Source organism: Paenibacillus sp. FSL K6-1318, assembly GCF_037976905.1.
GTDB lineage: Bacteria > Bacillota > Bacilli > Paenibacillales > Paenibacillaceae > Paenibacillus > Paenibacillus amylolyticus_A.
The window spans coordinates 3,174,706-3,201,413 of the sequence record NZ_CP150270.1; the positions used below are offsets into that span (position 1 = coordinate 3,174,706).

Here is a 26,708-nt window from a genome sequence, read left to right on the forward strand (position 1 = left end):
TGATAACGATTATCAATATCAACGAAGAGGTGGGTTTATTTTGCGTAAACAGAGAAAACCAATATGGATCATGATGGCACTCATATTGCTGCTTGTACTTAGTGCATGTGGTCAGGCTGCCACGACGGATAGTACAACCGGGGACAACACGAATGCAGCTGCTGAGACAGAAACCAAGACGGACTCGGATTCAGCTTCTTCCGCTGATGAAGCGGCAACTGGCGAAGAGGAACTCGTTACATATCAATCGGATGCAGGCGAAGTACAGGTGCCCAAAAATCCAAAACGTATTATTGATTTGACATCATTCTCGACAGGGTACTTTGTTGCCTTGGATGCACCGGTAGTCGGCGCTTTATCAGGTGCGATGAACAACAAGTATATCAAGGACCAACTTGCAGCAGCAGGCACCAGCGATCTGGGTGAAGAGCCTACCCCAGAAAAGTTAATCAGCTTAAAACCTGACCTCTTTATCGTGTACACTGGCACAGAGGGCATCGATAAGCTGGAGCAGATTGCACCTGTCGTACAGATTACATTTGGTAAGCGCGATTTCAAAGATTTGATGCTCGAAATGGGTAAGCTCACCAATAGAGAAGACGCAGCTAAAGCTTGGAATGCGAAATGGGAAGCGAAGATCAACGAACTCAAGCCTAAAGTTCAGGAAGCTGTAGGTGATCGCACGGTTTCCATCCTGAATCCGTACGCCAAAGGATTATTTGTATTCGGTCATAACTATGGTCGAGGCGGTGAAATTATTTACGGGGAGTTTGGTCTCAAAGCACCAGCCAAGGCCCAAGCTGAAGCTATTGACAGCGGAACTGGATGGGCTTCGATCTCCATGGAACTATTACCGGAGTATTCGGGTGATATTATCTTCACCAGCCCGTGGTCGGGAGATACAACCGATCCCAAGATCGTGTATGATAATGCATTATGGAAGAACTTGCCTGCGGTGAAGGCAAATCATGTGTTCCAACTTGATCCAACTTCAGATTCGTATAACGATCCGTTAACGTTGGAAGGTCAGCTGCAGTTTATTTCCGATAGTCTGCTTTCGGCGAAGTAATATAGAACTGTATAGATGGTAGTGCAGAGCATTTCCAAGCGTCGTTACTAGACGGGGAATGCTCTTTTTATGAGCGAGTTATTTTATATAGGTCGATTATGGATGGATTTTGACCAATTTAATTAAGCTTGATACAATAAGATAACGGTAGACGAACATTTAAAATCAAGTGGGGTGATCTAGCTTGCAACAAAAAAGTGAACGCTTGAATGTATGGTTGTCTTTGTCTAACATGCATACCCATCTGAACGAGAAGTTGGAACAAGCCCTTCTTCAAGAATATGACTTATCTTTGAAGGAATTTTATGTTTTAAACTTTATATTTAATGCCGAGGGTAAGGAATTACGCCTACAGCAACTACAAGAACTGGTGGGGTTGAGCCAAAGTGCTACATCCAGGCTTGTCGTAAGGATGGAAGCCAAAGATTGTGGGGCTCTGGAAAGACATACATGTGAAGATGATCGGCGTGGCATTTACACTCGTATTACAGAGCTTGGAGAGAATAAATACAAGAAAGCACTTCAAACGTTTAATCAGGTCTTGCAAGCCGAATTGGAACAGGATGGATTTGAGACTCGATTAGAGAACCTCACAAAAGAATTGTTCTAAGGCTAGGGTGAATATAGGGTAATGTATTAATTTACCCTATAGGAAGACTTGACACTCATTCATATATCCGTTAAATTAAATGCATGCGCATGCTTTTATTATGGATGCGGTGATTTTTTTATAAGGAGGCATTGAATATGAAGGTGTTCGTCGTGGGATCGAATGGACAAATTGGTCAACAGCTTATCCAGCTTCTGAAGAATAGTGAAGAGCACACCGTACTTGCCATGGTACGAAAACAAGAGCAGGCAGACAAATTGTCAGCACAGGGTGTGGAAACGGTGCTTGCCAACTTGGAAGGTACGGTTGATTCGATTGCAAATGCTGCAATGGGTTGTGATGCAATCGTATTTGCAGCCGGATCTGGCGGTACAACGGGGCATGACAAAACACTTCTGATTGATCTGGATGGTGCCGGGAAAACCATTGAAGCGGCTCAAAAAGCAGGTATTGATCGATTTATCATGGTCAGTGCAATCCAGGCCAATAACCGTGCAAACTGGCATGATAACATCCTGCCGTACTATGCAGCGAAGCATTATGCTGACAAAGTGTTGGAACTCAGCGGATTAACCTATACGATTATACGTCCAGGGATTTTAAAGAATGAACCAGGAACCGGGAAAATATCTGCTGCTGAGAATATCATATCCGGTAACATTGCTCGTGAAGACGTAGCTCATGTGATTATGGCTAGTTTGAGTGAGAAGAATACCTATAATCGTTCATTTGATCTAATCGCTGGTGAGATTGCAATACCTGAGGCACTGAGTAGACTCTGATCCAGAATGAAAGTTTCTACGATATCAGTAGAGATAAGTGAGGACTTTAAATGATGGGATTCATGCTTTTGTCCTTCATATTAGGTTTTTTCATCGCTGTTCGTCCATTTTGGCCGCAGCCTAATCTTAAACGTATAGATTATGAAGAATTTCTCAGACAACAGAGTGTTTATCGGCAATATAAGGTGATCGATATCCGAGATGCAACAGATTACTGGGCTGATCCTACTCCGGATACCATTAACATCTCACTGGGACGTCTTGCTTTTACATGGGAAAAATACCTTCTGCGAGAAGATAACGTTATTATTATGTCTCCTGGTGTACTCCAATCCAAAAAGGCTGCACGTATATTGCGAAAGCGTGGGTTTAAATGTCTTTATGTGATGAAGTACAAGGTTGATGTGATTTCATGAAATATACAGGAATATTAATGATCGAAACTTTGATGCTTGCGCATGCATTATAATTAGTTTGCTATATGAAAAGGGGAGTTTATTTTGATGACAGATTTGTTTAGTCCATATTCTTTTAAAGGTTTAGAGCTTAAAAACCGGGTTGTAATGGCTCCGATGTGTCAATATTCAGTAGATCAAAAAGATGGTATAGCAACAGACTGGCATTACATGCACTACGTTAGTCGTGCTGTGGGAGGAACAGGTCTCATTATTATTGAAATGACAGATGTGGAGCCGGATGGCCGCATTTCAGACTTTGATCTTGGACTATGGTCGGATGAACAGATCCCAGCTCTGAAGCGGATCGTCGATGCGTGTCACAGTTATGGTGCCAAAGTCGGTATCCAGATTGCTCATGCGGGCCGCAAAGCAGAAGATGCTGAAGTTCCAGTAGCTCCGTCCGCGATCGCCTTTGATGGGAATTCCAAGCAACCTAGAGCGCTCACAACGGATGAGGTTAAAGGAATGGTTGAAAAATTCCGGAGTGCTATAGCTCGTGCTGTAAAAGCGGGATTTGATGCGATTGAGATTCATGGTGCACATGGTTATTTGATTCATCAATTCCATTCTCCACTAACGAACAAGCGCGAAGACGAATATGGTCAAGATTTAACGTTATTTGGCCGGGAGATCATTCAGGCTGCGAAGGCAGAGATGCCCAAAGACATGCCCTTGTTGATGCGTATCTCCGCAAAAGAATATGTGGAAGGTGGATATGGCATTAACGAAAGTTCCGAGTTTGCCAAAGCATATCAAGAGGCAGGCGTTGATGTATTTGACATCTCATCTGGTGGAGAAGGACCTATTGGTGCATCGGGCAGACCAGGAACTCATGCGGCATATCAAGTGCCTCTCGCTAAAGCAATCAAAGAGGCTCTTGATGTGCCCGTGATTGCTGTTGGAAGACTCAATGATCCTACGTTGGCGAACGCAGTCATCGGAAATGAAGAAGCTGATCTCGTTGCAGTGGGCAGAGGTCTGTTAAGAAATCCTTACTGGGCCTTGGAAGCTGCGTCTGCTTTGCGTAAGGCAACGGACGTTCCAAAACAATATACGAATGGTTTTTAATGTATTAACAATTTCATGTTAATGATTTAACGATCTTCATTAATACATGAATAAGAAAGGACTCCTCTGACAAAACAGAAGGAGTCCTTTTTGTGGTTAAACTAGATGAGGTAAAGTGACGATATTAACCAGTAACCAGTCAAGAGATGGTAGTCGTTTCATCGGCTCTGCCTCTCAAGCGTTTAATATCTTCTCTGGGCGGATATCCGAACATGCGAGAATATTCACGACTGAATTGGGAAGGACTCTCGTAACCTACCTGAAATGCTACATCTGCTGCATCGGTGGACTTGGATAATAACAAGCGCCGAGCTTCTTGCAGTCTCAGTTGTTTTTGAAACTGAATAGGACTCATGGCGGTCACTTCTTTAAAGTGTCTGTGCAGCGAAGCAGTACTCATATTCGCCAAATCCGCTAGATCCTCAACCCGAAAATTTTGATCAGAGTGATTCATAATATATTCGATAACGTCTCTGATGCGATAAGTGTGGCTGCCCTCCATGGTAGCTTGTTCCAGGGCAATCCCATGGGGTCCCTTCAGAACTTTATAGAGAATTTCCTTTTTGAACAAAGGAGCGAGTAGTGGGATATCTTCTGAGTGATCTTCCAACAAACGGGCTAACCTGACGACTGCATCGAGCAGAGACGGCTCAGCTTGGCTGACAAACATCGCACGTCGCGTACTTTGCCGCGGTCTTGCTGGGAAATCGGAATGGTTCAATACCTCCAGAATCTCACTGGATGTGAATTCAAGCTTCAGGGCCAGATAGGGAGCCTCAGACGAGGCTTGAATCACTTGTCCACTAACCGGCAAGTCAACGGTTGCCACGATATAACTTCCTAGACCATATCGGAAACGATCCTGTCCCAGCAGGACCTCTTTCTCACCCTGTACGATAATGCAGAAAGAAGGTTCATTCACTCTAAATATAGGTTCAGTAACGATCGATTCACGGATTAGAAATAATGAAGGGATCGCAGTTGAGTGCACTCCATCCTTGTTGGAATAACGGTCAATGCATCTGGCTAATTCGACCTGGTGTTCATGTATTCGATCAGACATACATAGTTCTCCTTTTTCGACACAACATAATAAGTTACATTCTATCGTATTTAGACTCTAGGCGGTAGAAAACGGATAGGAATAGGCAAACAATTGATGTGAATAGATAAGACATGGTGATTGCTGGCGCATATTCACAAGTACACAGGTCATGATATACAACAAGTACACAAGTTATACACTTACGAATTAGCTAATACACGGATCAGATAAGAATGAAAAGAGGTATCTCTGTACATTTTATTTACTGATCGTTCCCAATGTGTTAGATTGATTTTGGGAGGGAAGTCGAATGGCTAGAAGTAAAGAGTTTGAAGTGAACGAAGTATTGGATAAAGCAATGAAGATATTCTGGGAACAAGGTTACGAGAAGACGTCGATGAGTGACCTGGTTGAGCATATGGGCATTCATCGCAGAAGTATATATGATACGTTCGACGATAAACATACGCTGTTTTTGCAGGCTATGGATCGCTATAAAGGGAAGATCAGCACGACATTACTTTCAGAAATTAAAGCGTCCAAGATGGCAGTGGAAGCACTGCATAAAATTTTTGATGTTATGATCAGTGAAGCAGAGGATACACCATCGGGTTGCCTGATCGTAAACTCGGCGGTAGAGCTGGGCACACGTGATTCGGATGTAGATACCCGATCTCTTGAATCCTTTAACGACACAGAGCGGATGTTCGAGCAGATTATCCAATGGGGACAGCGGGACGGAGAATTCGCTTCAGACCATGATGCGAAGGAAATGGCAGAATACCTGCACAATATTTCCGTCGGCATAAGAGCAATGGGAAGAACTTCGATGGATAAAGAAAAATTAAGCCGGATTATCGATGTATCGATAAAACTTTTGGAGAAATGATGAGCAGAGACGTACCACAAAAAAGCAGCTTGAGATCCGTCAGTGGACTTCAAGCTGCTTTTTTTTGTGCGCCAATTTTTTAGAAGAAAAAGCATAAGCCATCAATTGCTGATGGCATTGTCTATCGGTTTAATTTTGTGAATCTCTTCGGTTCCAGCTTCCATAGCCGTTTCGTAGTAGGAGCATTTGTGCTCAATGACTTCCATGGTTCTTCTTAATTCCTCCATTTGTGCTTCCACAATCGCTTTTCGCTCCGTAAACATGTCATATCTTTGCTTCAGCGTGGAGTCCCCTTCAGAGCACCATTCAATGAAGTCCTTAATGTCTTTGATAGGCATTCCCGTTAGTTTCAGGCATTGAATGATCTTTAGAAAATCAATGTCGGAGTCTTTGAACAAGCGTGTTCCGCTCGTGGTACGTTCCACAAAAGGCATGAGTCCTTCCTTATCGTAATAACGCAATGTATATACCGTAAGGTCTAATTTTTTGGCAACTTCACCGATTGAATAGGTCATTTAGAATGAATTCCTTTCTACATGGGGTAGACTTCGAGTTAACTCTAGGATTGATCCGAGTGAATTCTACCATGCTGTATAACTGCATGTCAAAGTGCAGCGAAGATAAAAAAATAAGATAAACATTTGACCTAGAGTTAACTAGAGGGGGTAAGATAACTTTGAACTTTAAATTACTAGGAGGTTATCCCATTGATTATAGCTAAAGCCAGAGCCGTTGACGGACCAGACCAAAAATTCAAAAGTGCTGAAATTAAACGACGTGATCTAGATACCAATGATGTATTAATTGAGATTAAATATGCGGGTATCTGCCATTCTGACATCCATACTGCCCACGGTGAATGGGGTCCTGTGAATTATCCACTCGTTCCTGGACACGAGATTGCCGGGATTGTAACCGATGTAGGAACTGGAGTCTCCAAATATAAGGTCGGTGACCGAGTAGGGGTCGGATGTATGGTGGACTCTTGTGGTGAATGTGTTAACTGTCGCAAAGGTGAAGAGCAATACTGTCTCAAAGGAAATATTCAAACTTACGCTGGAGTAGACAAATACGGTGAGCCTACGCAAGGTGGATATTCAACTCATATTGTTGTCGTAGAGGATTTCGTCGTTCGCATCCCTGATAACATTGCACTTGATGCTGCTGCACCTTTGCTGTGTGCCGGTATTACGACGTATTCACCACTTCATCACTGGGGAGCTGGCCCAGGTAAGAAGGTTGCCGTTGTAGGTATGGGTGGTCTAGGTCATATGGCTGTCAAAATCGCACATGCGATGGGTGCGGAAGTAACGGTTCTCTCCCAATCCTTGAGCAAAAAAGAAGATGGACTGCAATTTGGTGCAGATCACTACTTTGCCACAAGCGAACCGGAAACATTCGAGAAACTTGCAGGCACATTTGATCTGATGATCAACACAGTAAGTGCGAATATTGATATTAACGCTTATTTCTCACTGCTCACACTTGATGGTACACTCGTGAACGTGGGTGCTCCTGCTGAGCCACTAGCTGTAAACGTATTTTCTCTTATCGGCCATCGCCGTTCATTCGCAGGATCCATGATTGGTGGCATCCGTGAGACGCAGGAAATGCTCGATTTCTGTGCAGAACATGATATTGCCCCTAACATTGAGGTTATCTCCGCTGACCAGATTGACGAAGCTTACAAACGTGTATTGGCTTCCGACGTGAAATATCGCTTTGTTATCGATAACAGCACAATGTAATTGTGAAGTGTGATTATTGATAGTTATAGATAGAAGAAAGCAGCTGCCGATAAGGTAAGCTGCTTTTCTGTTTTGTTCATTGCTGATCGTTTTACGACCCACCTTCTTATCGCAACGAAAAGAAGATACCTGCGTCTAATAAATAGTTGGAAAAATATGAAAGGAGTGGGATAAGAAAGATGACAGCATCATTTTCACATCAGCCCGAAGGGTACGAATGTCCATTTTGTCGTATTTGGGGTATTGAGCGACCTGATGAGGGAACAAAACAAAGAGATATCATCTATCAGAATGAAAAGGTAACGGCATTCATAGCGGGCAAATGGTGGCCAAACAATAAAGGACATGTTCTTATAATCCCTAATCAACATTTCGAGAACATCTTTGAACTCCCTGCGGACTACGCTGTTGAAATTCACCGCGCGGCTCAGCTTACAGCATTTGCAATGAAAAGTACATATGGATGTGATGGGATTTCGACGCGGCAACATAATGAGCCTGCTGGTAATCAAGATGTGTGGCATTATCATCTCCATGTTTACCCCAGATACGTGAACGATCAACTTTATCTGACCAATGGTTCTCCGTCCGATCCAGATGAACGCAAGCTCTATGCGGATAAGTTGCGATCTTGGATAAAAGAAAACATTTAAAGTCTAGCAGGCTGCTCATATTTTGTTGAGTTATCGGCAGATAAGGCTTTTTGAATGGGCTATTCATGATAGAATAAGATTGAATTGGGCAAAATAAGTAGCATATTTCTTGTTATAGGGGGAACTAATGGAGACCTTTGCAGAATTTATAGCACGCATCGATAACCCGGAACACCAGGCACGAACGGAAGAAGTCTTGAACTGGATCACTGAAAAATTCCCGAATTTAAAGCAAAAAATAGCTTGGAACCAGCCGATGTTTACCGACCATGAGACCTTTATTATTGGCTTTAGTGTATCCAAGCAACACTTGGCTGTTGCTCCCGAGAAGGCAGGAATTATTCGTTTTTCGGAAGAGATCACGCAGGCAGGTTATGATCACACCAAAGAGTTGGTGCGGATGAAGTGGAAACAGGAGATTGACTTTTCATTACTTGAGCGAATGATTGAGTTCAATATAGCGGATAAGGCAGATTGTTCAACATTCTGGCGTAAATAAATCGCAATAAAAAAAGAAGACCCCCAACTTCCGGATACGGAAAGAGGAGGTCTTCTATATTTTAAGCACAAGCGATTATTGAGCACCTACTACCGGGTGAGGTACATAAGGCTCTTCAAGGAATGTTACGTCTTCTGAGGTCAACTTAACGGAAAGAGCACCTACCGCATCTTCCAGATGCGATAATTTGGTGGCACCGATAATTGGAGACGCTACAGTCTCTTTTTGTAGTAACCAGGCAAGTGCAATGTGAGTGCGAGGGACACCGTATTTTTCTGCAATGGATGCAACTCGCTCAACAACAAGTCGATCCGCATCGCTTGTTGCATTGTACTTGGATTTCTGAATTTCGTCTGTCTCGGATCGCAGTGTCGATACGGACCAGTCACGGGTCAACCTGCCTGAAGCTAGAGGACTGTAGGGAGTTACACCAATCTTCTCTTCCTTGCATAAAGGCAACATTTCTCGTTCCTCTTCACGGTAGATGAGGTTCAAGTGATTTTGCATGGAGACAAATTTGGTCCAACCATTTTTCTCTGCTACATGCAATGCTTTTTGGAACTGCCATGCGAACATGGCTGAAGCGCCAATATATCTCACTTTACCGGACTTCACCACCTCATGTAAGGCTTCCATGGTTTCTTCAATAGGCGTATTGTAGTCCCAACGATGAATGATATACAGATCTACATAATCCGTTTCCAGTCGTTTCAGGCTTTTATCGATCTCACTCAGGATGGCTTTTCTGGAAAGGCCAGCACCGTTTGGTCCTTGATGCATTCGTCCGTGTACTTTGGTTGCAATGACAACCTCATCCCGATTGGCATAATCCTTTAATGCCCGACCAAGGTATTCCTCACTTGTACCCAGAGAGTATACATTAGCTGTATCAAAGAAATTAATGCCTAGATCCAGTGCTTTTTTGATCACGGGGCGAGAGTCTTCTTCATTCAGTACCCACTTATGGACCCATTTACTGGCATCCCCAAATCCCATACATCCCAGGCAAAATCGAGATACGTCCAAACCTGTGTTACCAAGTTTTGTATATTCCATATCATATTCAAATCCTTTCTAATGTTTATTATTGCCACCTGTATGGTGACCTATTTACACATTATTATGTCATATCAAATGAACTAACCTGTACCACATTTCTATCAAAGTTTTGCCTAATCCTATCAGAAGCTCTGAATCAGTTGAGTCCATGAGTTTCTCATATAAAAAGAACAAGCCATTCGTTTCTCCGGTGGAGATTCAAAAGGCTTGTTTATCAATAGAAGGCGAGAGGAGATTTCAAATGAAAACTATTGTTTAATTATTGTTTGATGAATCCAATCGCTTATTTTGGTTAATTTAAGATTGGCTTTGATGTTATCATCCAACTCTTCATACCGTGGAAGAAGATCGGTATGCCCATCAATCCATTGGTACAATCCTTTAAGACCTGCTGCTGTCTCACTTCCCAACAAAGGCTGAATCGCTGCTTCAAAATGATCAAAAGGTAGAGACATGAAGCTGATCTTTTCACCTAATACAGCACTGAATTGTTCCGCTAATTGTGCACCTGTCAGAGCTTCTAATCCGGGTGCTGGGATAATGCTTCCTGCCAATTCCGAATGAGTCAAGGCATAATAGTGGAATTGAGCTGCATCGTTTAAGCTAATCCAGGAGATCGGCTTGTCTGCTGGTACCGGGTAGGCCAAAACGCCATTGTTCAGTATTCCGGGAATCAGGAAGTTTTCCAAGTATACAATGGGTTCCACAATGATATATGGAAGACCACTTTGGTGTAATTCATGGATAACTTCACGTTTCAATTCAATTCCTTTGGAATGGGTGATAGGGTCAGGAACATAGGTACCGGTGTTAACTACAATCAATTTAACGTTTGCCTGTATAGCAGCATCAATTGCATTTTTGGTATATTGTCTGATCTTTTCTGGATTGAACTCCACCGGCAGGTTTAGGAATACTTTACTTACACCTTCATGCGCCGCATGGAGGTGTTCCACATCTGATAAATCCCCGATGAAAGCTTCAATGTTTTGTTCTTTTAGTGTTTTGGCTGTTTCCTCATTTCGAGTAATTGTGCGAACCTCACAACCGTTTTGAATGAGTAATTGAGCGACAGCGCCGCCTTGGGAGCCCGATGCTCCATATACTAAAAATCGATCATTCTGTGTCATAGTGGTCAATAACTTCCTTTCAATATGTGATTGGAATGGATGAGTTAGCACTCAGCATTGACCTCAGCATAACGGATTTAGAATAGGAGGGTAAGTACGCACATTAATGATATAAAGTATCCCTTGAGATACTGTGGGAAGGCGTATTACATATGTTTCGCTCCCCAATCACCTAACTGAAACAAGATCGAAGTCAGACTTTGTCCTTTTTCGGTCAGGGAATATTCAACTTTAGGCGGAACTACAGGGTGAGTAACACGGTTTATCAAACCGGCTTCTTCAAGTTCTCGTAATTGCCTGGTTAACGTACGATGCGTAATAGGACCAAGCATTTTCTGCAATTCATTGAATCGAATTGTTGAATGGCGGATGAGCCGATTTATAATTAATAGCTTCCATTTCCCACCAATCATATTGACTGCAAATTCAACCGGACAGCGGTCCTCCACAGGTTCTATATTCACGGTTATGTATCCCTCCTAGAAAGCATCAACTCATATCTCATGTTTCGTTCATTTTATCGAATTTATAAAGGGGTGTATAGTTTACAACGCATTCAGGTTATGAACCATGCCCAGGACATAAAAAAAAGATGCCCCAAATGTAGCTCAAGGGACATCTTTTTCAAGATGATTTATCGTTCAATTCAGACAGAGAAGAAAAAAAAGCATTGAACGTGAAAAAAAGCCATGATATAATCTATAGCGCAATTGACATTTCAATTAAATATAAAGGGTGAATCATTATTTCTCCTAATTTAATTTTACATCCGACATTCCGATTTGTCAATGCTCTTTTTTTGGTCCTAATAAATGGAAAAGGGAGTGGGCTCATTCATGGATAAAACAAACGAATGGAAGTTGGAAGAGGAAAGATTAGTACAGGTGAGGAACAAACTTCAGGCACGACTCGACGAGTTAGAACCGAAGGTTGCCGGATTGCATGAACAGGCTGCCGAAATTCGTAAACGGTTCTGGGAAGAAGTGACGATTAACACGGGTTCGTACACGGATTTTGAAGATGCATTCTATACCATTAATCAGCAGTCCAGAGTGTTGGCCGAGAGGGAGCGCGGGCACAAGCTGTTAACTCAGCAATGGAAAAATACTAAGAGACTGCTTCCGACGCCGTACTTTGGTCGCTTCGACTATAAGGAAAAAGGCATGACATTTACTGAACAGATCTACATTGGCGTATCATCTTTCATGGATGAGGATGGATTGAACTTTCTAATCTATGACTGGAGAACGCCAATTGCGAGTTTATACTATGATCACTCTCCCGGGCCAGCAGACTATGACACACCTTCAGGACAAATCGAGGGCAAGATGGAGCTTAAACGCCAATTCCAGATTCAACATGGGCAGCTTATTAGCATGTTTGATGCAAACGAAACGATTGGTGACGAATTGTTGCAGCAGGTGCTCGCCAAGGGTGCAGACTCACAAATGAAGAGCATTGTAGCAACCATCCAGAAGGAACAAAACGCCATTATCCGTGATGACCGAAGCCGAATGCTTATCGTTCAGGGGGCAGCTGGCAGTGGCAAGACGTCGGCAGCGTTACAGCGAGTCGCCTACTTACTGTACAAACACCGCCAGACCGTCAAAGCAGATCAGATTGTGCTATTCTCACCGAATCCGATGTTTACCAGTTATATCTCGACCGTACTCCCGGAACTTGGTGAAGAGAACATGCAGCAGACGACTTTTCAGGAATATCTGAATTATTGGCTGGATTCCTCCTTACGACCAGAGGATGCCTTTGATCAGATTGAATATGTGCTGACAGCCCATGAAGATCCAGGTTATGAAGCTCGTCTCGAGGCGATCAAGTACAAAGCTTCCGAGACATTCCTGCAAGTGCTCCAAAACTATGGCGCGTGGCTGGGAAGAGAGGGCATGCGGTTCAACGGTATTCAATTTCGGGAACGTGAATTCATCAGTTCAGACCAAATCAAGACCCAATTTTACAGTTTGGATCAGAATCTTACCTTGTCCAACCGTATACTTCTTTTGCAGGAATGGCTGCTGAGAGAACTTGTTTCGCTGGAACGTCTGGAACGGGAAGCAGACTGGGTTCTGGAGGAGTTGAATTATCTGGACACGGATGAGTATGTGGAAGCTTTCCGCATGTTGCACAAAGAAAAGCCTGTGTTTGATGTGGCGGAAAAATATGCAGCACGAGATAACGGGAATAACAGCGCAGTGCAAGATGAGGGTGCCTTTAACTTTGCAGTGCGAGAAGAGGAGCTGCTTCGTCAGAAACTGGTGAAAGACATGTTTAAACCGTTAAGAAAGAGTGTGCGGAAATTCCAGTTCGTGGATGTAAAAGGCATATATGAACAACTATTTGAAGATGAAGCCGCTTATCGAGAACAAACGAATGGGGCAATTCCCCCACAGCACTGGCCTGAGATTTGTAAACAGACCAAGGCCATGATCCTCCAGAACAAGCTGTTCCATGAGGATGCTACTCCTTATTTATATGTAAAAGAGATGATCGAAGGCGTCCGGACAAACACCGAGATTCGTTATGTCTTCGTAGATGAGGGTCAGGATTATTCGGCGTTTCAGTATGAATATCTCAAGAAACTGTTTCCTCGTGCCCGCATGACCGTGCTGGGTGATTTCGGGCAAGCGATCTTTATGCAGGCTACGGATTTGGCAGCATCCAACTCGCCACTGATTCACCTTTACGGAGAAGCCGAAACTACATTGATACGCCTGGTACGCAGTTATCGTTCAACCAGAGAAATTGTTGAATTTACGAAATGCATGCTACCAGGGGGAGAAGAGATCAGGCCGTTTGAAAGGGGAGATCAGAAGCCTCTTTTAACAAGACTGAAGGACGATAAGCTGCGTAGTGCGCAGATTCTCGCAGACATCGCCGCGCTTAAGGCGGAGGGGTTCGATTCTATTGCCGTAATTACGAAGACTGCGGCTGAAAGCCGTGAGGCCTATGAAAGGTTACGAGGTCAAGGCGGCGAAGGGCTACAGCTCATAACAAAGGACACACAGATTTTTGAAAAAGGAATCATGGTTATCCCTGTGTACCTCGCCAAAGGCGTTGAGTTCGATGCTGTCCTGGTCTATGATGCTTCACCCGAAGCTTACAGCCAGGAATATGATCGCAAGCTTCTGTATACGGCATGCACACGGGCCATGCACCGACTTCATCTATACACAGTGAGTGACTGGTCACCATTTGTGCAGGCTTTACCTGTGAATCTATATGACATAAAATCATAATCAATATGCAAATCCGTTCTCAATGAAGGACCAAAGAAAGATGCTCGGAGCCTTATTTCAAAGGTTAGCGGGCATCTTCTTTTTATAAAGACATGAATCATAAAAGTTATTCTTTACTGATCGTTCCCAATGTGATAGATTGATATTGAGAGTTACGAGAATGATCATTCCCATAACAGCTCGAAAATGAATAAATTCTCAATGAGAGGGAGTAATAATAAATGAATATTTCCAAACAAGTTGCTATTGTAAGTGGGGCTAATCGAGGGTTGGGCAAGGAACTTGCTCTTGAATTGCTGGCGCGGGGAACCAAAGTTTACGCTGGCGCACGAAACCCTGAATCCATTGATCTGCCGGGGGCTATTCCACTGCAACTCGATATTACGGATCCACAATCTGTCATGGCTGCTGCTGAGGTAGCTAGTGATGTAACCCTTCTAATCAATAATGCTGGTTCCGCTACGGGTGCTTCTCTGCTCACAGGTGAGCTGAACGATATTCACTTGGAGTTCAATACACATGTATTCGGTACGCTTTCAATGATTCGTGCGTTTGCACCGGTGATAGAGAAGAATGGGGGCGGTTCGATACTGAATATCCTGTCTGCTCTATCTTGGCTCAGCCTTGGAAACTCAGGTGCATATTCAGCTGCAAAATCCGCTCAGTGGGGAATTACAAATGCATTACGTCTGGAATTAGCCCCTAAGAAGGTTAGCGTTGCCGGATTGCACGTGGCGTTCATGGATACGGATATGACGGCAGGTATCGACGCACCGAAAACGAGCCCAACGGATATTGCCAAAATTGCAATAGATTCAATCGAAGCGGATCTCTACGAGATTATTGCTGATGATACCAGTCGGAATGTACAACAGGGTCTTGCTGGTGGTGTTGCTGCCCTTTACCCGCAATTGTTTCAAAAATAGAGAAGAGAAGTGTAGATGCATTTTCTCGCTATAAATAAAACACCCCCCACCAGAATGGTGGGGGTTAAGTACGTCATGAATACTCCAATTCTATTCCTTGAGAACCGTGAGAATACAAGGTTTATCCTTTAACTGCACCGGCAGTAAGGCCGCTGACAATATATTTTTGCCCGAACAGATACAGGATGAATACAGGCAACGAAGTGAGCACGAGATTGGCGAAGATCAGGTTCCAGTCCCGGCTATATTTGCCGTAAAAATTGTAGATTGATAGTGGCATCGTCCATGTGGAGCTATCTGTCAGGAAGTACACCGGAATTGTGATGTCATTCCATACGGACATGAACACCATGATGGCTACCGTTGCGTTAACGGGCAGGATGAGCGGTGTGACAATGCGGAAGAACACCCCGAACACACTTGCTCCTTCCAGAAATGCCACTTCGTCCAGTGCTCTTGGAATGGTCTTGATGAATCCACTATACAAAAATACACTGAAGGCCGTATTTAACGCGGCGTAGATCAGGATGACACTTGTGATGCTGCCATAGAATCCTAATCCCTGTACGACCCGTATGGTCGTAATAATCGACATCGGCGCAATCAGTCCCATGAAGAAATACATGTAGATCGTACCGGATAGTTTGGTTTCCCGACGTGCCAGAATGAATGCCGCTGCCGAAGAGGCAACGATATTAATGATGGACGATACGCCAGTAATCAAAATGCTGTTGAAGAATGCTCGCGACAGACCACCTTCCTGGAAGACACGAACATAGTTCGAGAACTGCCATGTTTCTGGGAAGCTCAGGGAGAAGCTAAGCACTTCGGCGCTGGTTTTGAAAGAACCAAAGATCAGAATGACAAGCGGCAACAGAACGATAAGGGAGGCCAGAATCAGGAAACCTTCCACGATATAGTTGCGGATGGCGAGTTTGCGTGTATAGCCCATGTTATTCCGTAACCTCCTTACGCCGCATGAAGATCAATAGCGGTATAGCAATAATGGTAACGACCACGAACAGAAGGGTGTTGACCGCCGTACCAAGTCCCCAGTTGCCTTCGCCGAAAGATCGCAGAATGATCGTACCCACGACCTGGGAAGCGTTACCCGGTCCACCACCGGTCATGACATATACTTCGGAGAATACTTTAAGTCCACCGATCAATGTCAGCATCAGGTTAATGTTAATTGCGGGCAATAAGAGTGGCAGTGTGATCTTGAAAAAACTTCTCCACGAGCTTGCGCCATCAATCTTGGCTGCTTCGTAATATTCTTGAGAAATGGACTGCAGACCAGCCAGATAGATGGCCATCTGGAACCCCGCGCTCTGCCAGATCGAGACGATGGCAATTGTCCAGATGACAATCGATGGGTTGGTCAGCCAAGCTTGGCTTAACGAATGTAACCCAACAGATTCCAACAGATTGTTGATGGTACCTTCGGTACGCAACATGGGAGTGAACAAAATGCTGATCACAAGGATGCTGAGAATGGAAGGGGAGTAGAAGATCGCGCGCAGCAGGTTCTTTGTTCTTAATCGCATGTTAAGTCCTACGGCCAGCAATAGACCGATGACATTCTTGCCAACGACGGTGACGATTGCAAATATCGCCGTGTTTTTCAGCGCCAGAATCAGCGTTTTGTCCGAGAAAATTTTCTCGAAATTATCCCACCCGATGAACTTCAGCTCCAGCCGATCCAGCCGCCAATCTGTGAATGAGTAATAGAAAGCGGCGAGAGCAGGCACAACGAAAAAGATGGAGTAGATAATCAGTGCGGGAAATATCATGTAATACGAATACAAATTTTTAGTCCTTTTCATGTCTCACACTCCGTTATAGCTAGGCAGCATAACGATCGTCCATGTTATGCTGCCCTGTATTTCACTCTTTAGAAACCTTCTACACCTTTATCCTGCATCAGCTGACTGAACTTCTCATCCCAGGATTTCAGTACTTCTTCCGGTGACAAACCACCTGCAAATTGATCCTGTAACAACCGATACAATTCGCTGCGGTCAACCAGCATGAAAGCATCCGTTGTCAGCACTGTTTTCTTAGGTGTAATATAGTTGTCTACAATATCCTGCTTGTAAGCCGGCAATTCCGGTGTGGTGACGTCACTAAAATTGGATACGTACCCTTTGGAGTCCACGATCTGTTGTGCAACTTCCTTGGAAGCGATATAGTCCAGGAATTGTTTAGCTTCTTCCAAATGTTTAGATTTCTTAGGAATGAACAGTTGTCCGCCGAGTGGACTTGCACCCAGACTGGCATTGTCTGACGATGGAATCGGGAATACGCCCAGTTCCATATTTGGATCTTGCTCAGCAACGCCTTCAATTAACCAATCTCCCATAAACATCATGGCTACTTCCTTGTTCAGGAATTTACCTACGGCCATGTCATAGCTATCGCTAAGCACATCCGTGTTGGTGTATCCTTTGGTGTAAATTTCATACTGTTGTTCCAGGAAGGTCTTGAATTCCGGAATGTCGGACCATTTTTTCTTATTGCTGTTCAAGTCATCAAAAAACGTCGGCTCATTCTTGGCTACAAAATCGGCAAAAGCTGCAGCAGGCCAAATGTTGGCAGCCCAGGCATCTTTGTAAGGCATGAATACGGGCGTAATGCCACTCGCTTTGATTTTTTCACAGATCGCCAGGAATTCTTCGTAGTTCGTTGGAAGAGACAACCCGAGTTCTTCAAAGATCTGTTTGTTATAAACGACTCCTTGCATCCCTGTATCTTGGCTGACATGGAAACTGTAGAGGTGTCCACCAGAAGAGAGGACGTCTTTGTTCACAATTCTGCTGGCCCAAGGCTCGTTATCCAGAATTTCGAAGTTACGTTCAAGGTTCAGGTCCGTAACAGCGCTCGCCAGATTGTACTGAATAATGTCAGGTGTTTCATCTACAGCGAGTTTGGTTTGCAGTACAGTCGTCGTTTGTTCCGCTGGAATCAGCTGCAAATTGACGCGAATGTTCGTTTGTTTTTCGAATGCATCGAGAATGTCTTGCTGAATGAAGGCAGAGTCCTGAGAACTTTTAGAAATCGCCAGCTCCAGTGTGACTTTACCGCCCTTACTGTCCCCGCCAGCAGCTGTACCGGAATCCGTACCGCCTGATCCACAAGCGGTTAACGAGATGGATAATAAGCTGGCCAGAATAATGGAAATCGCCTTTTTTCTTTTTATTGTTTTCAATGCAAATCCCCCTCTAAAACGTTTAGTGAATCCGTTTACAAGTCCGATTATAGATTCTTTTCTCTCCCCGGTACATGTCTGTGCTTGAACGTTGATGTGTAAAATTCTGAACTTGAAATCGCTATCATTTCATGGAGTACCGTGATAGAGTAGACATGAATGTAAGGGATTTCACATCATGTCGGAACAGGAGGGCACCTCTGAGAATGGCAAAGCTCATACATAAAGCAACTCAATTCAGTTTGCAGACAAAGGTGTTTTTGACGTTTCTGGCTCTGCTTTTGTTCGTGCTGGGCTGTTTTATCGTGTATGTAAATGTGATTGTTGTCCGCCCGCTCAAACTGAAAACGGAACAAGATACCCTTGTGACCGCTACGAAGGTAAGAGAGCAGGTTGACCTTTACGTAGAACAGCAGAACCAGATGTCGCAGCGAATATTGTCCAGTAAGGATATTTTTGCAGCCATGGACAAGAGCTCCTCAGCTCATAGTAATTATGAAAGGCTGAAGCAGATTCGGATCATCAAAGACATCATGTTTCAGGCCATCGGGCCGAGTATGAATATCATGGACATGTCCATCTATGACAAGCAAGGCGTTCTTCTAACGTCCTATCTGGGTTCGGGCAATCCTCCAGCGATCTTGAACACCATGATGAAGAGTAGCCAGATCGGACGAGATTGGACAGAAAGTGGTTTTGTTCTGTTGCGCCAAGCCGATACCATTTCCTTTGTTCGCACGATTAATGATCAGAACGGCAAGGTGTATGGATATCTAAGCATTCAGATGGAACAAGCCTATATACAGAACCTAACGGAAGGCATAACAGCAGGAGATGTTTATATTCTGAATGAACAAGGGGAGCAGATGACAGGCTCGGAAGCGGGTGTGACATTTGCCAATTGGACGAAGCCTGCATCAGATGAGGGACTGGATGTCGACAAAGATGACAATTATATCACGCATTCCAAATCACCCAGTACAGGTTGGATCACGTATATCATAACACCCAAAAAATCCGTACTGGGCTCGATCCATTCAGTTCAGACGATGTCCATTCTGCTGATTACGGCACTGATGCTGGTTTCATTTGTGTATATATTCTTGTCGACGCGTAACCTGCTGTTGCCTATCCGCAAGCTTCGCAGTCAGATCTGGCGTATGAACTATAGCAATATGAATCTGAAAGTGGATGAAACGCCGAAGAATAATGATCTGTTATTGCTAAATGAAGCTTTTCAGGACCTGATGGAAAGACTGCAGCAATCCATTGACCGTGAAAAATCGGCACTTCATGAAGAAGTAAAGGCTCGTAATTCGGCGCTGCAAGCCCAGATTGCGCCTCATTTTATTCATAACGTTCTATATCTGATCAGTATTGCTGCGCAAGAGGGGAAGACCAAAGTTGTATCGGATATGTGCAAGCATCTCTCGGACAGTCTACGTTATATTGTCTCTTCACCATACGCACATGTGACCTTGGCTGAGGAGCTTCAACATACGAGACATTATTTGTCCCTTGTACAACAAAAGTACGAAGAGGATCTGGAGTGGGACATCCGTGCGGACGAGTTAGCGAACGAAATCCGGTTACCTCGTTTGGTCATTCAGCCATTTGTGGAAAACTGCATCGAACATGCCTTTGCCAACACCGCACCGCCTTGGCGTATCCAGATTACCGTGAAGCAATATAACGGATTATGGGCTTTGGAGATCAAGGATAACGGAGAAGGCTTTCCGCCGGATAAGATTCACGAGATTTTAGCCAATATTCAGACATCGGGAACCGGAATGAACCAGACTGCCGATCGTGCCACAGCCCTTGGTAATATGGGGATTATCAACAGTGTCAATCGACTCAAACTAATGTATAACAACCGGCTCTTTATTAATATATTTAACAATCATACGGAAGAAGAACATGGAGCAACGATTCAGATCATCGGCTCATTGACGAAGGATTTTTACTAGGGCGTGTCTGAAAACTCCGAAGGAAGCAGATTTTGCCGAATTTTCGTTCCAAGCAAGGAAGTTTTCCGCAGGCGTGCCGGGGAACGTCAAGGGAAAGTGACGCAGGAGGGGGCGAAAAGGCGGTAAAAGATGCACTTCAGCGAGTTTTGAGACACGACCTAACTAGGAGGTACAGATGATGTATAACGTTATGATCGTTGAGGATAGCAAACCGATATTACGTAATATTAAAATGCTCTTGGAGACGCTGAGCTTCCCGATTCGTATAGCTGCTACGGCAACGAATGGAGAAGAAGCCTTGACAGCGTTAAAGCAGGAACCGATTGACCTGCTGTTAACTGATATCCGGATGCCGAAAATGGATGGCTTATCCCTGATTGAGCAAGCCAAGCTTGCCAACTCAGAGCTGAAGGTTATTCTGATTAGTGGTTATAGCGATTTTGAATACACAAGAAAAGCATTGAACCTGAAAGTATTTGATTATTTGCTAAAACCTGTGGAGCGAGAGGCGCTGGAAGAGGTTATGGGTAGGGTAATTGACCAACTCGATCAACAGATGTCCAAGGACCTGCTGGATTTACAGGAAATCATTCATCCCCAATGTGAAACTGCGCTGAAACAAGGGGAGGCGTTTCCGCCTTTATTCAGCCAGATGATGTTCATTATGAACAAACAGCCCTTCACCGCAGGACATGAACGATGGGTGCAGGTTGAGCTTGAGAGTGTAATGCAGGATTTTTTTACATCCCATGCATGTCGAGTATACACCAGTCAAACTCCGTATCAATTTGTTGCTTTCGTCAACAAGAGTGCACTCGACTTGTACTCTTCCGTACATGAATGTCTAGAATCATTGCGTCGGCATCTGCTTGCACATGACTATGATGGGATAATCGGAGGACAATTGTTGTACGCTGAGTCTGGTAATCTGCCAGAACTCTATCACCGCATGTCCTCCATTGTGTCTGGACAGCAACGGTTGAAACAAGGATTAGCGCTGGATACCGGGAATCCGGTGTCGATGGCCCGATCCGAGACAGGCTGTCTGGATTCGGTGCTGGAATCTGCTTTTGTACAGATGATACAGGCTCGTCAGAAAGAACGATTTACGCTCAAGCTATCCGAATTGCTGAATCGATGGGCAGAGGAAAATGTACATATCACCGAGGTGGAGCGGTTTATCGGGTTAATTGTAGACACGTTCGCTCATCTGTACGAGGAACAGGGGTCGGGGATTCGATTGGGTCTGGAGCTGCGGGCAAGACAATTCACTCAGGCACATTCCTACGCTGATTTTTGCTGGGAACTGACGGAATGGACGGGACAGTGCTTCGATATGCTGCAATCCCACGTTCGAAAAAGCAAGGCGATCTTGTTCGAGCAGATTGACGATCACGTAAAACTGAATAAATACTCTCCATTGTCGATCAACGACATTGCCATGAAATTTCACGTCAGCCCGTCATATGTCAGCAGAGTGATCAAAAATGCAACGCAAATTACGTTTGTTCAGTATTACACCCAGCTTCGCATTCAGGAAGCTTGCAGACTGATGGAATGCCAACCGGACATGAAGTTTAAGGAAGTATCCGATCTGCTGTCGTTTAGTGATCAGCACTATTTCTCGAAGGTGTTCAAGGAATATACGGGGTTAAGTCCTACGGAATATAAACAACAGATGTCTGGCAGTAAGACCCAATCATAGCTAACAAACCCTTTTTATCTGTGGTATAATACAAAACAAATACGGCTTGTTACTGAATTCATTCAGGCAATACCTATGTATATACATGCTCAACGTTTCTTTGAGTGTGTGTATATATGGGTTTTTTTGCGTTTACTTGCTGATTGATTCTACCAAAATGAATAAAGAGAGGGCGATTCATTTGAAAAAGGCAAAGAAACAAAATTCATTTTTGAAGAAAGGAGGAACCGTTTTTCGTTTGATGAGCACCAGACTCATTGCAGCCTTCCTTGCGGTACTTATTATCCCGACTGCACTTATCGGATACTTTTCGTATAATAGTGCCAAAGATCAGGTACAACAAAAAATGACAGATCCCATCAATACCATTTTAACCATGACAGGGCAGCACATTAACAATCTGGTGGGGGAAAAAGCAGCATTATTGAATTATATCGATAGCATGTATGGCTCCACCCTCAGTCAGGCGAACAACGAAGCGGTACAAGTAGGAATCGACCAATTAGCTGATACATATCCTGATATTTTGGCCATAACCGTGGGCAACGACCAAGGTGAGGTTATATCATCTCCAGCAATAGAGGATGCAACATATGATTCACGCAGCACAGAATGGTATGCCAATGGCGAAAGTAACAATGGATCACTCTATTTTTCAAAGATTATGAAGGATTCCGGATCCGGGAAGATTTATGTAGAGATCTCAAAAGCTCTGTCAGATGACCATGGTGTGGCAAGTATTAAACTTGATCTGGAGCGATTAGCAAATGAAATATTGAATGTGGATGTAGGAGGTAATGGGAGTCTGATTGTGGTGGACTCCAATCGGACGATCGCGGCTTGGTCCGGTGCCATTGTAAAAGGTGGGGGAGGAGAGCTCGGCGGAGCACTCATTGAGGGAATTCCAGTCCATCCCAATACGGCTTCAAGTTCAGATGAACCGATGGCATTTTCCCAATTTGTCAGAACGGATCTGGCGTATGATCTTGAAGTGTATAACGGTGTTAATGCCTTAACAGGTTGGAATGTCATTGCTCTGATGGGCCATGAAGACTTTATCGCAGCAGCGAAACCTATCATGGTATCGAGTCTAACCGTCATTGCTATCTCTGTATTGATTGCCGTTGTAATTATTGTCTTCATTCTGCGATCTTTTATCGTACCTATGCAAAAACTGCGAAAGGCAACTCGCAGTGTAAGCGAAGGGAATCTGTCCGAACGAGTGAATCTTAAAACTGAAAACGAATTTGGTATATTGGCAAATGATTTTGATCAAATGACCAGTTCTCTTCAATCGGTAGTTGCTGAACTTCATCAGACATCATCGTTGTTAAGCCACTCTTCCCAAATGATTCAGGAGAGTACTGAACAAACGACCCAATCGGTTCAACATGTGGCTGAAACCATGCAACAGACTGCCGAATCAGCTATTGTTGGGGCGGAAAATTCGGAACAGACAGCGAATGCAGTCGAAGAGATGGCCAGAGGTATCAGTACAATCGCAGAATCTGCGAGTGCGATTGTGGATTCGGCTGAAGAGACGGAGCGCGCTGTCACTAACGGTGGAAAAACGATAAACCAGGTCGGAGCACAAATGGAACATATTCTCGTAGCTGTTGAAGAAACCTCGGCATTGATTAACGAGCTGTCCAGTCTGTCCGCTGAAGCCAATCGAATGAATGAAGCGATTGCGGATATTTCTCGGCAAACCAATCTTCTGTCACTGAATGCTTCTATTGAAGCATCAAGAGCAGGAGAACACGGAAAAGGTTTTGCTGTCGTTGCAGGTGAGGTGCGTACGTTATCCATGCAATCCAAACAAAGTGCGGATGAGATTGGCGCTACCATTGGGAACATGCTCGATCTGATTGCGAAATCCACGTCCCTTATGAATGATAAAGTTCGTAGTCAAGTTGGTGAGGGAATGCGAATCAGCCAAGAAGCTTCTGCAACCATATCCAACATTGAACAATATACAACGCATATCGTGGATCAAATTCAGGATATATCCGCTGTCTCAGAACAGTTGTCAGCCAGTACGGAAGAAGTCTCGGCTACCGTTGCTGCGATGAGTCATATCTCTAAAGTGTCGGCTGACAGTGCTCAGACGACTTCAGCAGCTGCCCAAGAGCAAATGGCGGCAATGGAGGAGATATCGGCATCATCTGCACAGTTATCCAAAACAGCTGAGAACATGCAAGAATTGGTTCGTCGGTTTAAGCTTTAGAGTAGATGTATGTAAGTGTGTACGGAAAAGTGAATAGCCAAGGCGCTCCCCAAGTTGGGAGCGCCTTTTTGCGCTTAGTGAGATTAGTAAGATTAGTATGAATGTGATGCCTCATCCCCGAACATATCCTTTTGATTCTTTTTTCGAAAACTTCTCGGGGATTCACCAACCGTTTTGGTAAATAGAATCGTAAAGTAATTGGGGTTATCGTAACCGACCAGTTTGGCAATTTCCCATATTTTTTTGTTGGTTGAGACTAATAATCGGGTGGCTTCACCCATTCTTCGTTGAATCAGGTAATGATAAGGCGAGGTGCCATAGTGATTTTTATACATATGAATTAAGTAATAAAAATCGATATGAAATTGATCTGCCAATTCCTTCAGTTTAATGTTTTGCCGATAGTTGGTATCCAAATAGTCCTTAATGCTCTCAACTAGGGTGTTGCTCCGAACACTCTCTCCATCAGGAAGCTGCTGACGTGACTGCCGATCGATAATCATAAGTATAGCTTTCAACACATGCCCAGAGATAGACTCGTATCCATGTTCCCGGATTGAAAATTCATTGAAAAGAGTCTGCATTAACGAATGAAGCTCATCGGAATATCGGTTGGCTCGAATGATCGGCTCGTTAGAGGGAGGAATGACCCAATCCTCGTGGGTACCTTCTGTAAAACGAAACCCACAATAAAAGGTGGATAACGGGAATTCAGGATTGGACTTCTCCTCGTGAAGAGTACCCTTGTTATAGATGAGCATGTCGCCTTTTTGAGCCCAGTGCTTGGTACCGTCGATGGTGAACAATCCTTTGCCTTCAGTTACGTAGATAATCTCGTGCAGATCGTCATGCTTATGAGTCGGAAAGCTCCAATGCGGATTGTCGGCCAGTTTTCCTACATAAATAATGGTGCAATCTCCATTTACATGCAGTTGTCCGGATTCGTGGTGTTTGTTCATCTATGTCTTCCCTTCAAATTCTGTAATGAAAGTCTGTGCTGAAATGACAACATATATAATGTTTTGAGATAAAACCACAACAACCTTGATTGTCGTCATGGCAATCTGACAGTACAATTTCACTATCCAAAATGTACTATATATCGAAAGTGAAGGGATGGGAAAGCAGAAAATACATGAATTAATGATTGTGGACAGAATTAAAGCGTTTGCAACAATAGAAAGGATTAGTGAGTATTGATTTATGACTAGAAATAGAGAGAACCTACTTATTTTAACGCTTACGCTGGTCAGCTTTGTACTGGGAACAACCGAGTATGTTATCGTGGGTGTGTTGAAGGAAATTGAAAGTTACATGAAGGTATCACTTGCTGCCGCGGGCATGCTTGTCTCCGGTTTTGCAATTGCATACGCAGTGGGTACACCATTTGCCGTGGCCTTCTTGGCTAAAATATCCAGAAGAAGTTCCATATTGATTGGGTTTGGGATCGTATTAGCATTAAATCTGTTGACCGTGTTCTCAACAACGTTCTATTCTCTAATGGCCATTCGCATCGTGTCAGCCGTTGCTTGTGGACTTACGATATCGCTTTCGATCTCGATCGTAAGCGACGCAGTGAACCGGGAGCGAAGAGGGGAAGCCATCGCCTGGATTTTGGGCGGATTTTCTATTGCGAATGTGCTAGGTGTTCCGCTCGGTACATTTATCGGACAACATCTGAGCTGGTCCATGACATTCGTCGTTACGGCATGCATTGGTGTTGTGCCGTTGGTATTCATGTTTCGCATTCTGCCACGCCGAACGCCAACGATTGCCGGTTCGTTCAGTGATCAGATGTCTCTCTTTTTAAAGCCTCGGATATTACTGGCCTGTCTGATCCCGGTACTGGGCAATAGCTGTATTTTCGTCGTTTTTACGTACATTACGCCACTCCTTAGTGAGACAATGGGTGTGCCTGTACAATGGATTAGTGCCATACTCCTGATCTATGGCGCCTGTAGCATCCTGAGTAACTGGATTGGTGCCAAAATAGCCAAGGGAGACTTCCTGCCCAAGCTCAAGCGTCTTTTCGTCATCCAAGCCATCCTGTTCCTGGGCATGAGTTTTACCGTTTCTAATGTGTGGATGGGCTTGGCATTTCTGTTCCTGATTGGATGTTTGTCATCCTCGATGAGCGCGGCATCCCAGTTATATTTGTTTGATGTGTCTGGAACCATCGCGCCGGGGTCCAAAGCATTCGCATCTACACTCCTGCCTGTGGCAGCCAACGTAGGGATAGCGCTAGGCTCCGGTGTCGGCGGAATTGCCGTCAATATGGGTGGTGTGAAGTGGGTACCTCCAGTGGCTGTGTTGCTTGCGTTGCTTGCTTTTGTTATTACCCAAATATGCCAGCGTTCCATCCAAGTGAGTTCAGACGAAGCAACAACTGCAAAAGCAGCTTAGATGAGATG

At 44.2% G+C, this 26,708-nt stretch carries 24 protein-coding genes; 15 read left to right on the top strand and 9 right to left on the bottom strand.

Annotated elements, in window-relative coordinates; translation table 11 throughout:
* Positions 1-40 precede the first annotated feature (40 nt).
* From NYE45_RS14070 to NYE45_RS14090, 5 genes are all read left to right on the top strand, one after another.
* Positions 41-1,069 carry an ABC transporter substrate-binding protein gene (locus NYE45_RS14070; RefSeq protein WP_340017115.1) on the top strand — a complete coding sequence of 343 codons (1,029 nt, stop codon included), beginning with the start codon at positions 41-43 and terminating at the stop codon, positions 1,067-1,069.
* Between the two features lie 184 nt (positions 1,070-1,253).
* Positions 1,254-1,679, top strand: a complete 426-nt coding sequence (locus NYE45_RS14075) for a MarR family transcriptional regulator (RefSeq protein WP_340017116.1) — start codon at positions 1,254-1,256, stop codon at positions 1,677-1,679.
* A 137-nt stretch (positions 1,680-1,816) separates the two neighbouring features.
* Complete coding sequence (locus NYE45_RS14080; RefSeq protein ID WP_340017117.1) at positions 1,817-2,461, top strand: SDR family oxidoreductase; 645 nt, start codon at positions 1,817-1,819, stop codon at positions 2,459-2,461.
* Between the two features lie 50 nt (positions 2,462-2,511).
* Entirely contained in the window at positions 2,512-2,877 is a 366-nt protein-coding gene (locus NYE45_RS14085; protein WP_340017118.1) for a hypothetical protein, read from the top strand.
* Positions 2,878-2,964: 87 nt separating this feature from the next.
* Positions 2,965-3,987, top strand: a complete 1,023-nt coding sequence (locus tag NYE45_RS14090; protein ID WP_340017119.1) for an NADH:flavin oxidoreductase/NADH oxidase — start codon at positions 2,965-2,967, stop codon at positions 3,985-3,987.
* Positions 3,988-4,126: 139 nt separating this feature from the next.
* On the opposite strand, the gene NYE45_RS14095 is transcribed toward NYE45_RS14090, so the two are convergent.
* Positions 4,127-5,050, bottom strand: a complete 924-nt coding sequence (locus tag NYE45_RS14095; protein ID WP_340017120.1) for an AraC family transcriptional regulator — start codon at positions 5,048-5,050, stop codon at positions 4,127-4,129.
* A 292-nt stretch (positions 5,051-5,342) separates the two neighbouring features.
* Here NYE45_RS14095 and NYE45_RS14100 point away from each other — a divergent pair, with 292 nt between their 5' ends.
* A complete protein-coding gene (locus tag NYE45_RS14100; RefSeq protein ID WP_340017121.1) occupies positions 5,343-5,921 on the top strand; it encodes a TetR/AcrR family transcriptional regulator in 579 nt (192 codons plus the stop codon).
* A gap of 101 nt (positions 5,922-6,022) precedes the next feature.
* Here the strand turns inward: NYE45_RS14100 and NYE45_RS14105 are convergent, their stop codons facing one another.
* Positions 6,023-6,436 carry a MerR family transcriptional regulator gene (locus NYE45_RS14105; RefSeq protein WP_340017122.1) on the bottom strand — a complete coding sequence of 138 codons (414 nt, stop codon included), beginning with the start codon at positions 6,434-6,436 and terminating at the stop codon, positions 6,023-6,025.
* Positions 6,437-6,628: 192 nt separating this feature from the next.
* Between NYE45_RS14105 and NYE45_RS14110 the strand changes: the two genes are divergently transcribed.
* From NYE45_RS14110 to NYE45_RS14120, 3 genes are all read left to right on the top strand, one after another.
* A complete protein-coding gene (locus NYE45_RS14110) occupies positions 6,629-7,669 on the top strand; it encodes an NAD(P)-dependent alcohol dehydrogenase (RefSeq protein WP_340017123.1) in 1,041 nt (346 codons plus the stop codon).
* A gap of 179 nt (positions 7,670-7,848) precedes the next feature.
* Positions 7,849-8,322 carry an HIT family protein gene (locus NYE45_RS14115; protein WP_340017124.1) on the top strand — a complete coding sequence of 158 codons (474 nt, stop codon included), beginning with the start codon at positions 7,849-7,851 and terminating at the stop codon, positions 8,320-8,322.
* A gap of 127 nt (positions 8,323-8,449) precedes the next feature.
* Positions 8,450-8,821: an iron chaperone gene (locus tag NYE45_RS14120; RefSeq protein ID WP_340017125.1), complete on the top strand. Its 372-nt coding sequence runs from the start codon at positions 8,450-8,452 to the stop codon at positions 8,819-8,821.
* Positions 8,822-8,896: 75 nt separating this feature from the next.
* Here the strand turns inward: NYE45_RS14120 and NYE45_RS14125 are convergent, their stop codons facing one another.
* The 3 genes from NYE45_RS14125 to NYE45_RS14135 all read right to left on the bottom strand — a co-directional run bounded on the left by NYE45_RS14125 (position 8,897) and on the right by NYE45_RS14135 (position 11,474).
* Positions 8,897-9,877 carry an aldo/keto reductase gene (locus NYE45_RS14125; RefSeq protein WP_340017126.1) on the bottom strand — a complete coding sequence of 327 codons (981 nt, stop codon included), beginning with the start codon at positions 9,875-9,877 and terminating at the stop codon, positions 8,897-8,899.
* Positions 9,878-10,128: 251 nt separating this feature from the next.
* Entirely contained in the window at positions 10,129-11,061 is a 933-nt protein-coding gene (locus NYE45_RS14130; RefSeq protein ID WP_340017127.1) for an NmrA family NAD(P)-binding protein, read from the bottom strand.
* A 95-nt stretch (positions 11,062-11,156) separates the two neighbouring features.
* Positions 11,157-11,474, bottom strand: a complete 318-nt coding sequence (locus NYE45_RS14135) for a helix-turn-helix domain-containing protein (RefSeq protein WP_340017128.1) — start codon at positions 11,472-11,474, stop codon at positions 11,157-11,159.
* A gap of 372 nt (positions 11,475-11,846) precedes the next feature.
* Between NYE45_RS14135 and helD the strand changes: the two genes are divergently transcribed.
* Both helD and NYE45_RS14145 read left to right on the top strand, forming a co-directional pair.
* A complete protein-coding gene (helD, locus tag NYE45_RS14140; protein WP_340017129.1) occupies positions 11,847-14,261 on the top strand; it encodes an RNA polymerase recycling motor HelD in 2,415 nt (804 codons plus the stop codon).
* A 221-nt stretch (positions 14,262-14,482) separates the two neighbouring features.
* Positions 14,483-15,187: an SDR family oxidoreductase gene (locus NYE45_RS14145; RefSeq protein ID WP_264926096.1), complete on the top strand. Its 705-nt coding sequence runs from the start codon at positions 14,483-14,485 to the stop codon at positions 15,185-15,187.
* Between the two features lie 121 nt (positions 15,188-15,308).
* On the opposite strand, the gene NYE45_RS14150 is transcribed toward NYE45_RS14145, so the two are convergent.
* The 3 genes from NYE45_RS14150 to NYE45_RS14160 all read right to left on the bottom strand — a co-directional run bounded on the left by NYE45_RS14150 (position 15,309) and on the right by NYE45_RS14160 (position 18,395).
* A complete protein-coding gene (locus NYE45_RS14150; RefSeq protein WP_017688542.1) occupies positions 15,309-16,139 on the bottom strand; it encodes a carbohydrate ABC transporter permease in 831 nt (276 codons plus the stop codon).
* Position 16,140: 1 nt separating this feature from the next.
* Positions 16,141-17,013 carry a sugar ABC transporter permease gene (locus NYE45_RS14155; protein WP_062834362.1) on the bottom strand — a complete coding sequence of 291 codons (873 nt, stop codon included), beginning with the start codon at positions 17,011-17,013 and terminating at the stop codon, positions 16,141-16,143.
* A gap of 68 nt (positions 17,014-17,081) precedes the next feature.
* Positions 17,082-18,395, bottom strand: a complete 1,314-nt coding sequence (locus tag NYE45_RS14160) for an ABC transporter substrate-binding protein (RefSeq protein WP_340017130.1) — start codon at positions 18,393-18,395, stop codon at positions 17,082-17,084.
* Positions 18,396-18,601: 206 nt separating this feature from the next.
* On the opposite strand from NYE45_RS14160, the gene NYE45_RS14165 reads away from it, so the two are divergent.
* The 3 genes from NYE45_RS14165 to NYE45_RS14175 all read left to right on the top strand — a co-directional run bounded on the left by NYE45_RS14165 (position 18,602) and on the right by NYE45_RS14175 (position 24,297).
* Positions 18,602-20,365 carry a histidine kinase gene (locus NYE45_RS14165; RefSeq protein ID WP_340017131.1) on the top strand — a complete coding sequence of 588 codons (1,764 nt, stop codon included), beginning with the start codon at positions 18,602-18,604 and terminating at the stop codon, positions 20,363-20,365.
* A 178-nt stretch (positions 20,366-20,543) separates the two neighbouring features.
* Positions 20,544-22,070 carry a response regulator gene (locus tag NYE45_RS14170; RefSeq protein WP_340017132.1) on the top strand — a complete coding sequence of 509 codons (1,527 nt, stop codon included), beginning with the start codon at positions 20,544-20,546 and terminating at the stop codon, positions 22,068-22,070.
* Positions 22,071-22,311: 241 nt separating this feature from the next.
* A complete protein-coding gene (locus tag NYE45_RS14175; protein WP_340017133.1) occupies positions 22,312-24,297 on the top strand; it encodes a methyl-accepting chemotaxis protein in 1,986 nt (661 codons plus the stop codon).
* Between the two features lie 92 nt (positions 24,298-24,389).
* Here the strand turns inward: NYE45_RS14175 and NYE45_RS14180 are convergent, their stop codons facing one another.
* Positions 24,390-25,256 (bottom strand): AraC family transcriptional regulator, encoded by an 867-nt coding sequence (locus NYE45_RS14180; RefSeq protein ID WP_340017134.1) that lies wholly within the window; start codon positions 25,254-25,256, stop codon positions 24,390-24,392.
* Positions 25,257-25,500: 244 nt separating this feature from the next.
* Between NYE45_RS14180 and NYE45_RS14185 the strand changes: the two genes are divergently transcribed.
* Positions 25,501-26,700 carry an MFS transporter gene (locus NYE45_RS14185; RefSeq protein ID WP_340017135.1) on the top strand — a complete coding sequence of 400 codons (1,200 nt, stop codon included), beginning with the start codon at positions 25,501-25,503 and terminating at the stop codon, positions 26,698-26,700.
* Positions 26,701-26,708: the final 8 nt, after the last annotated feature.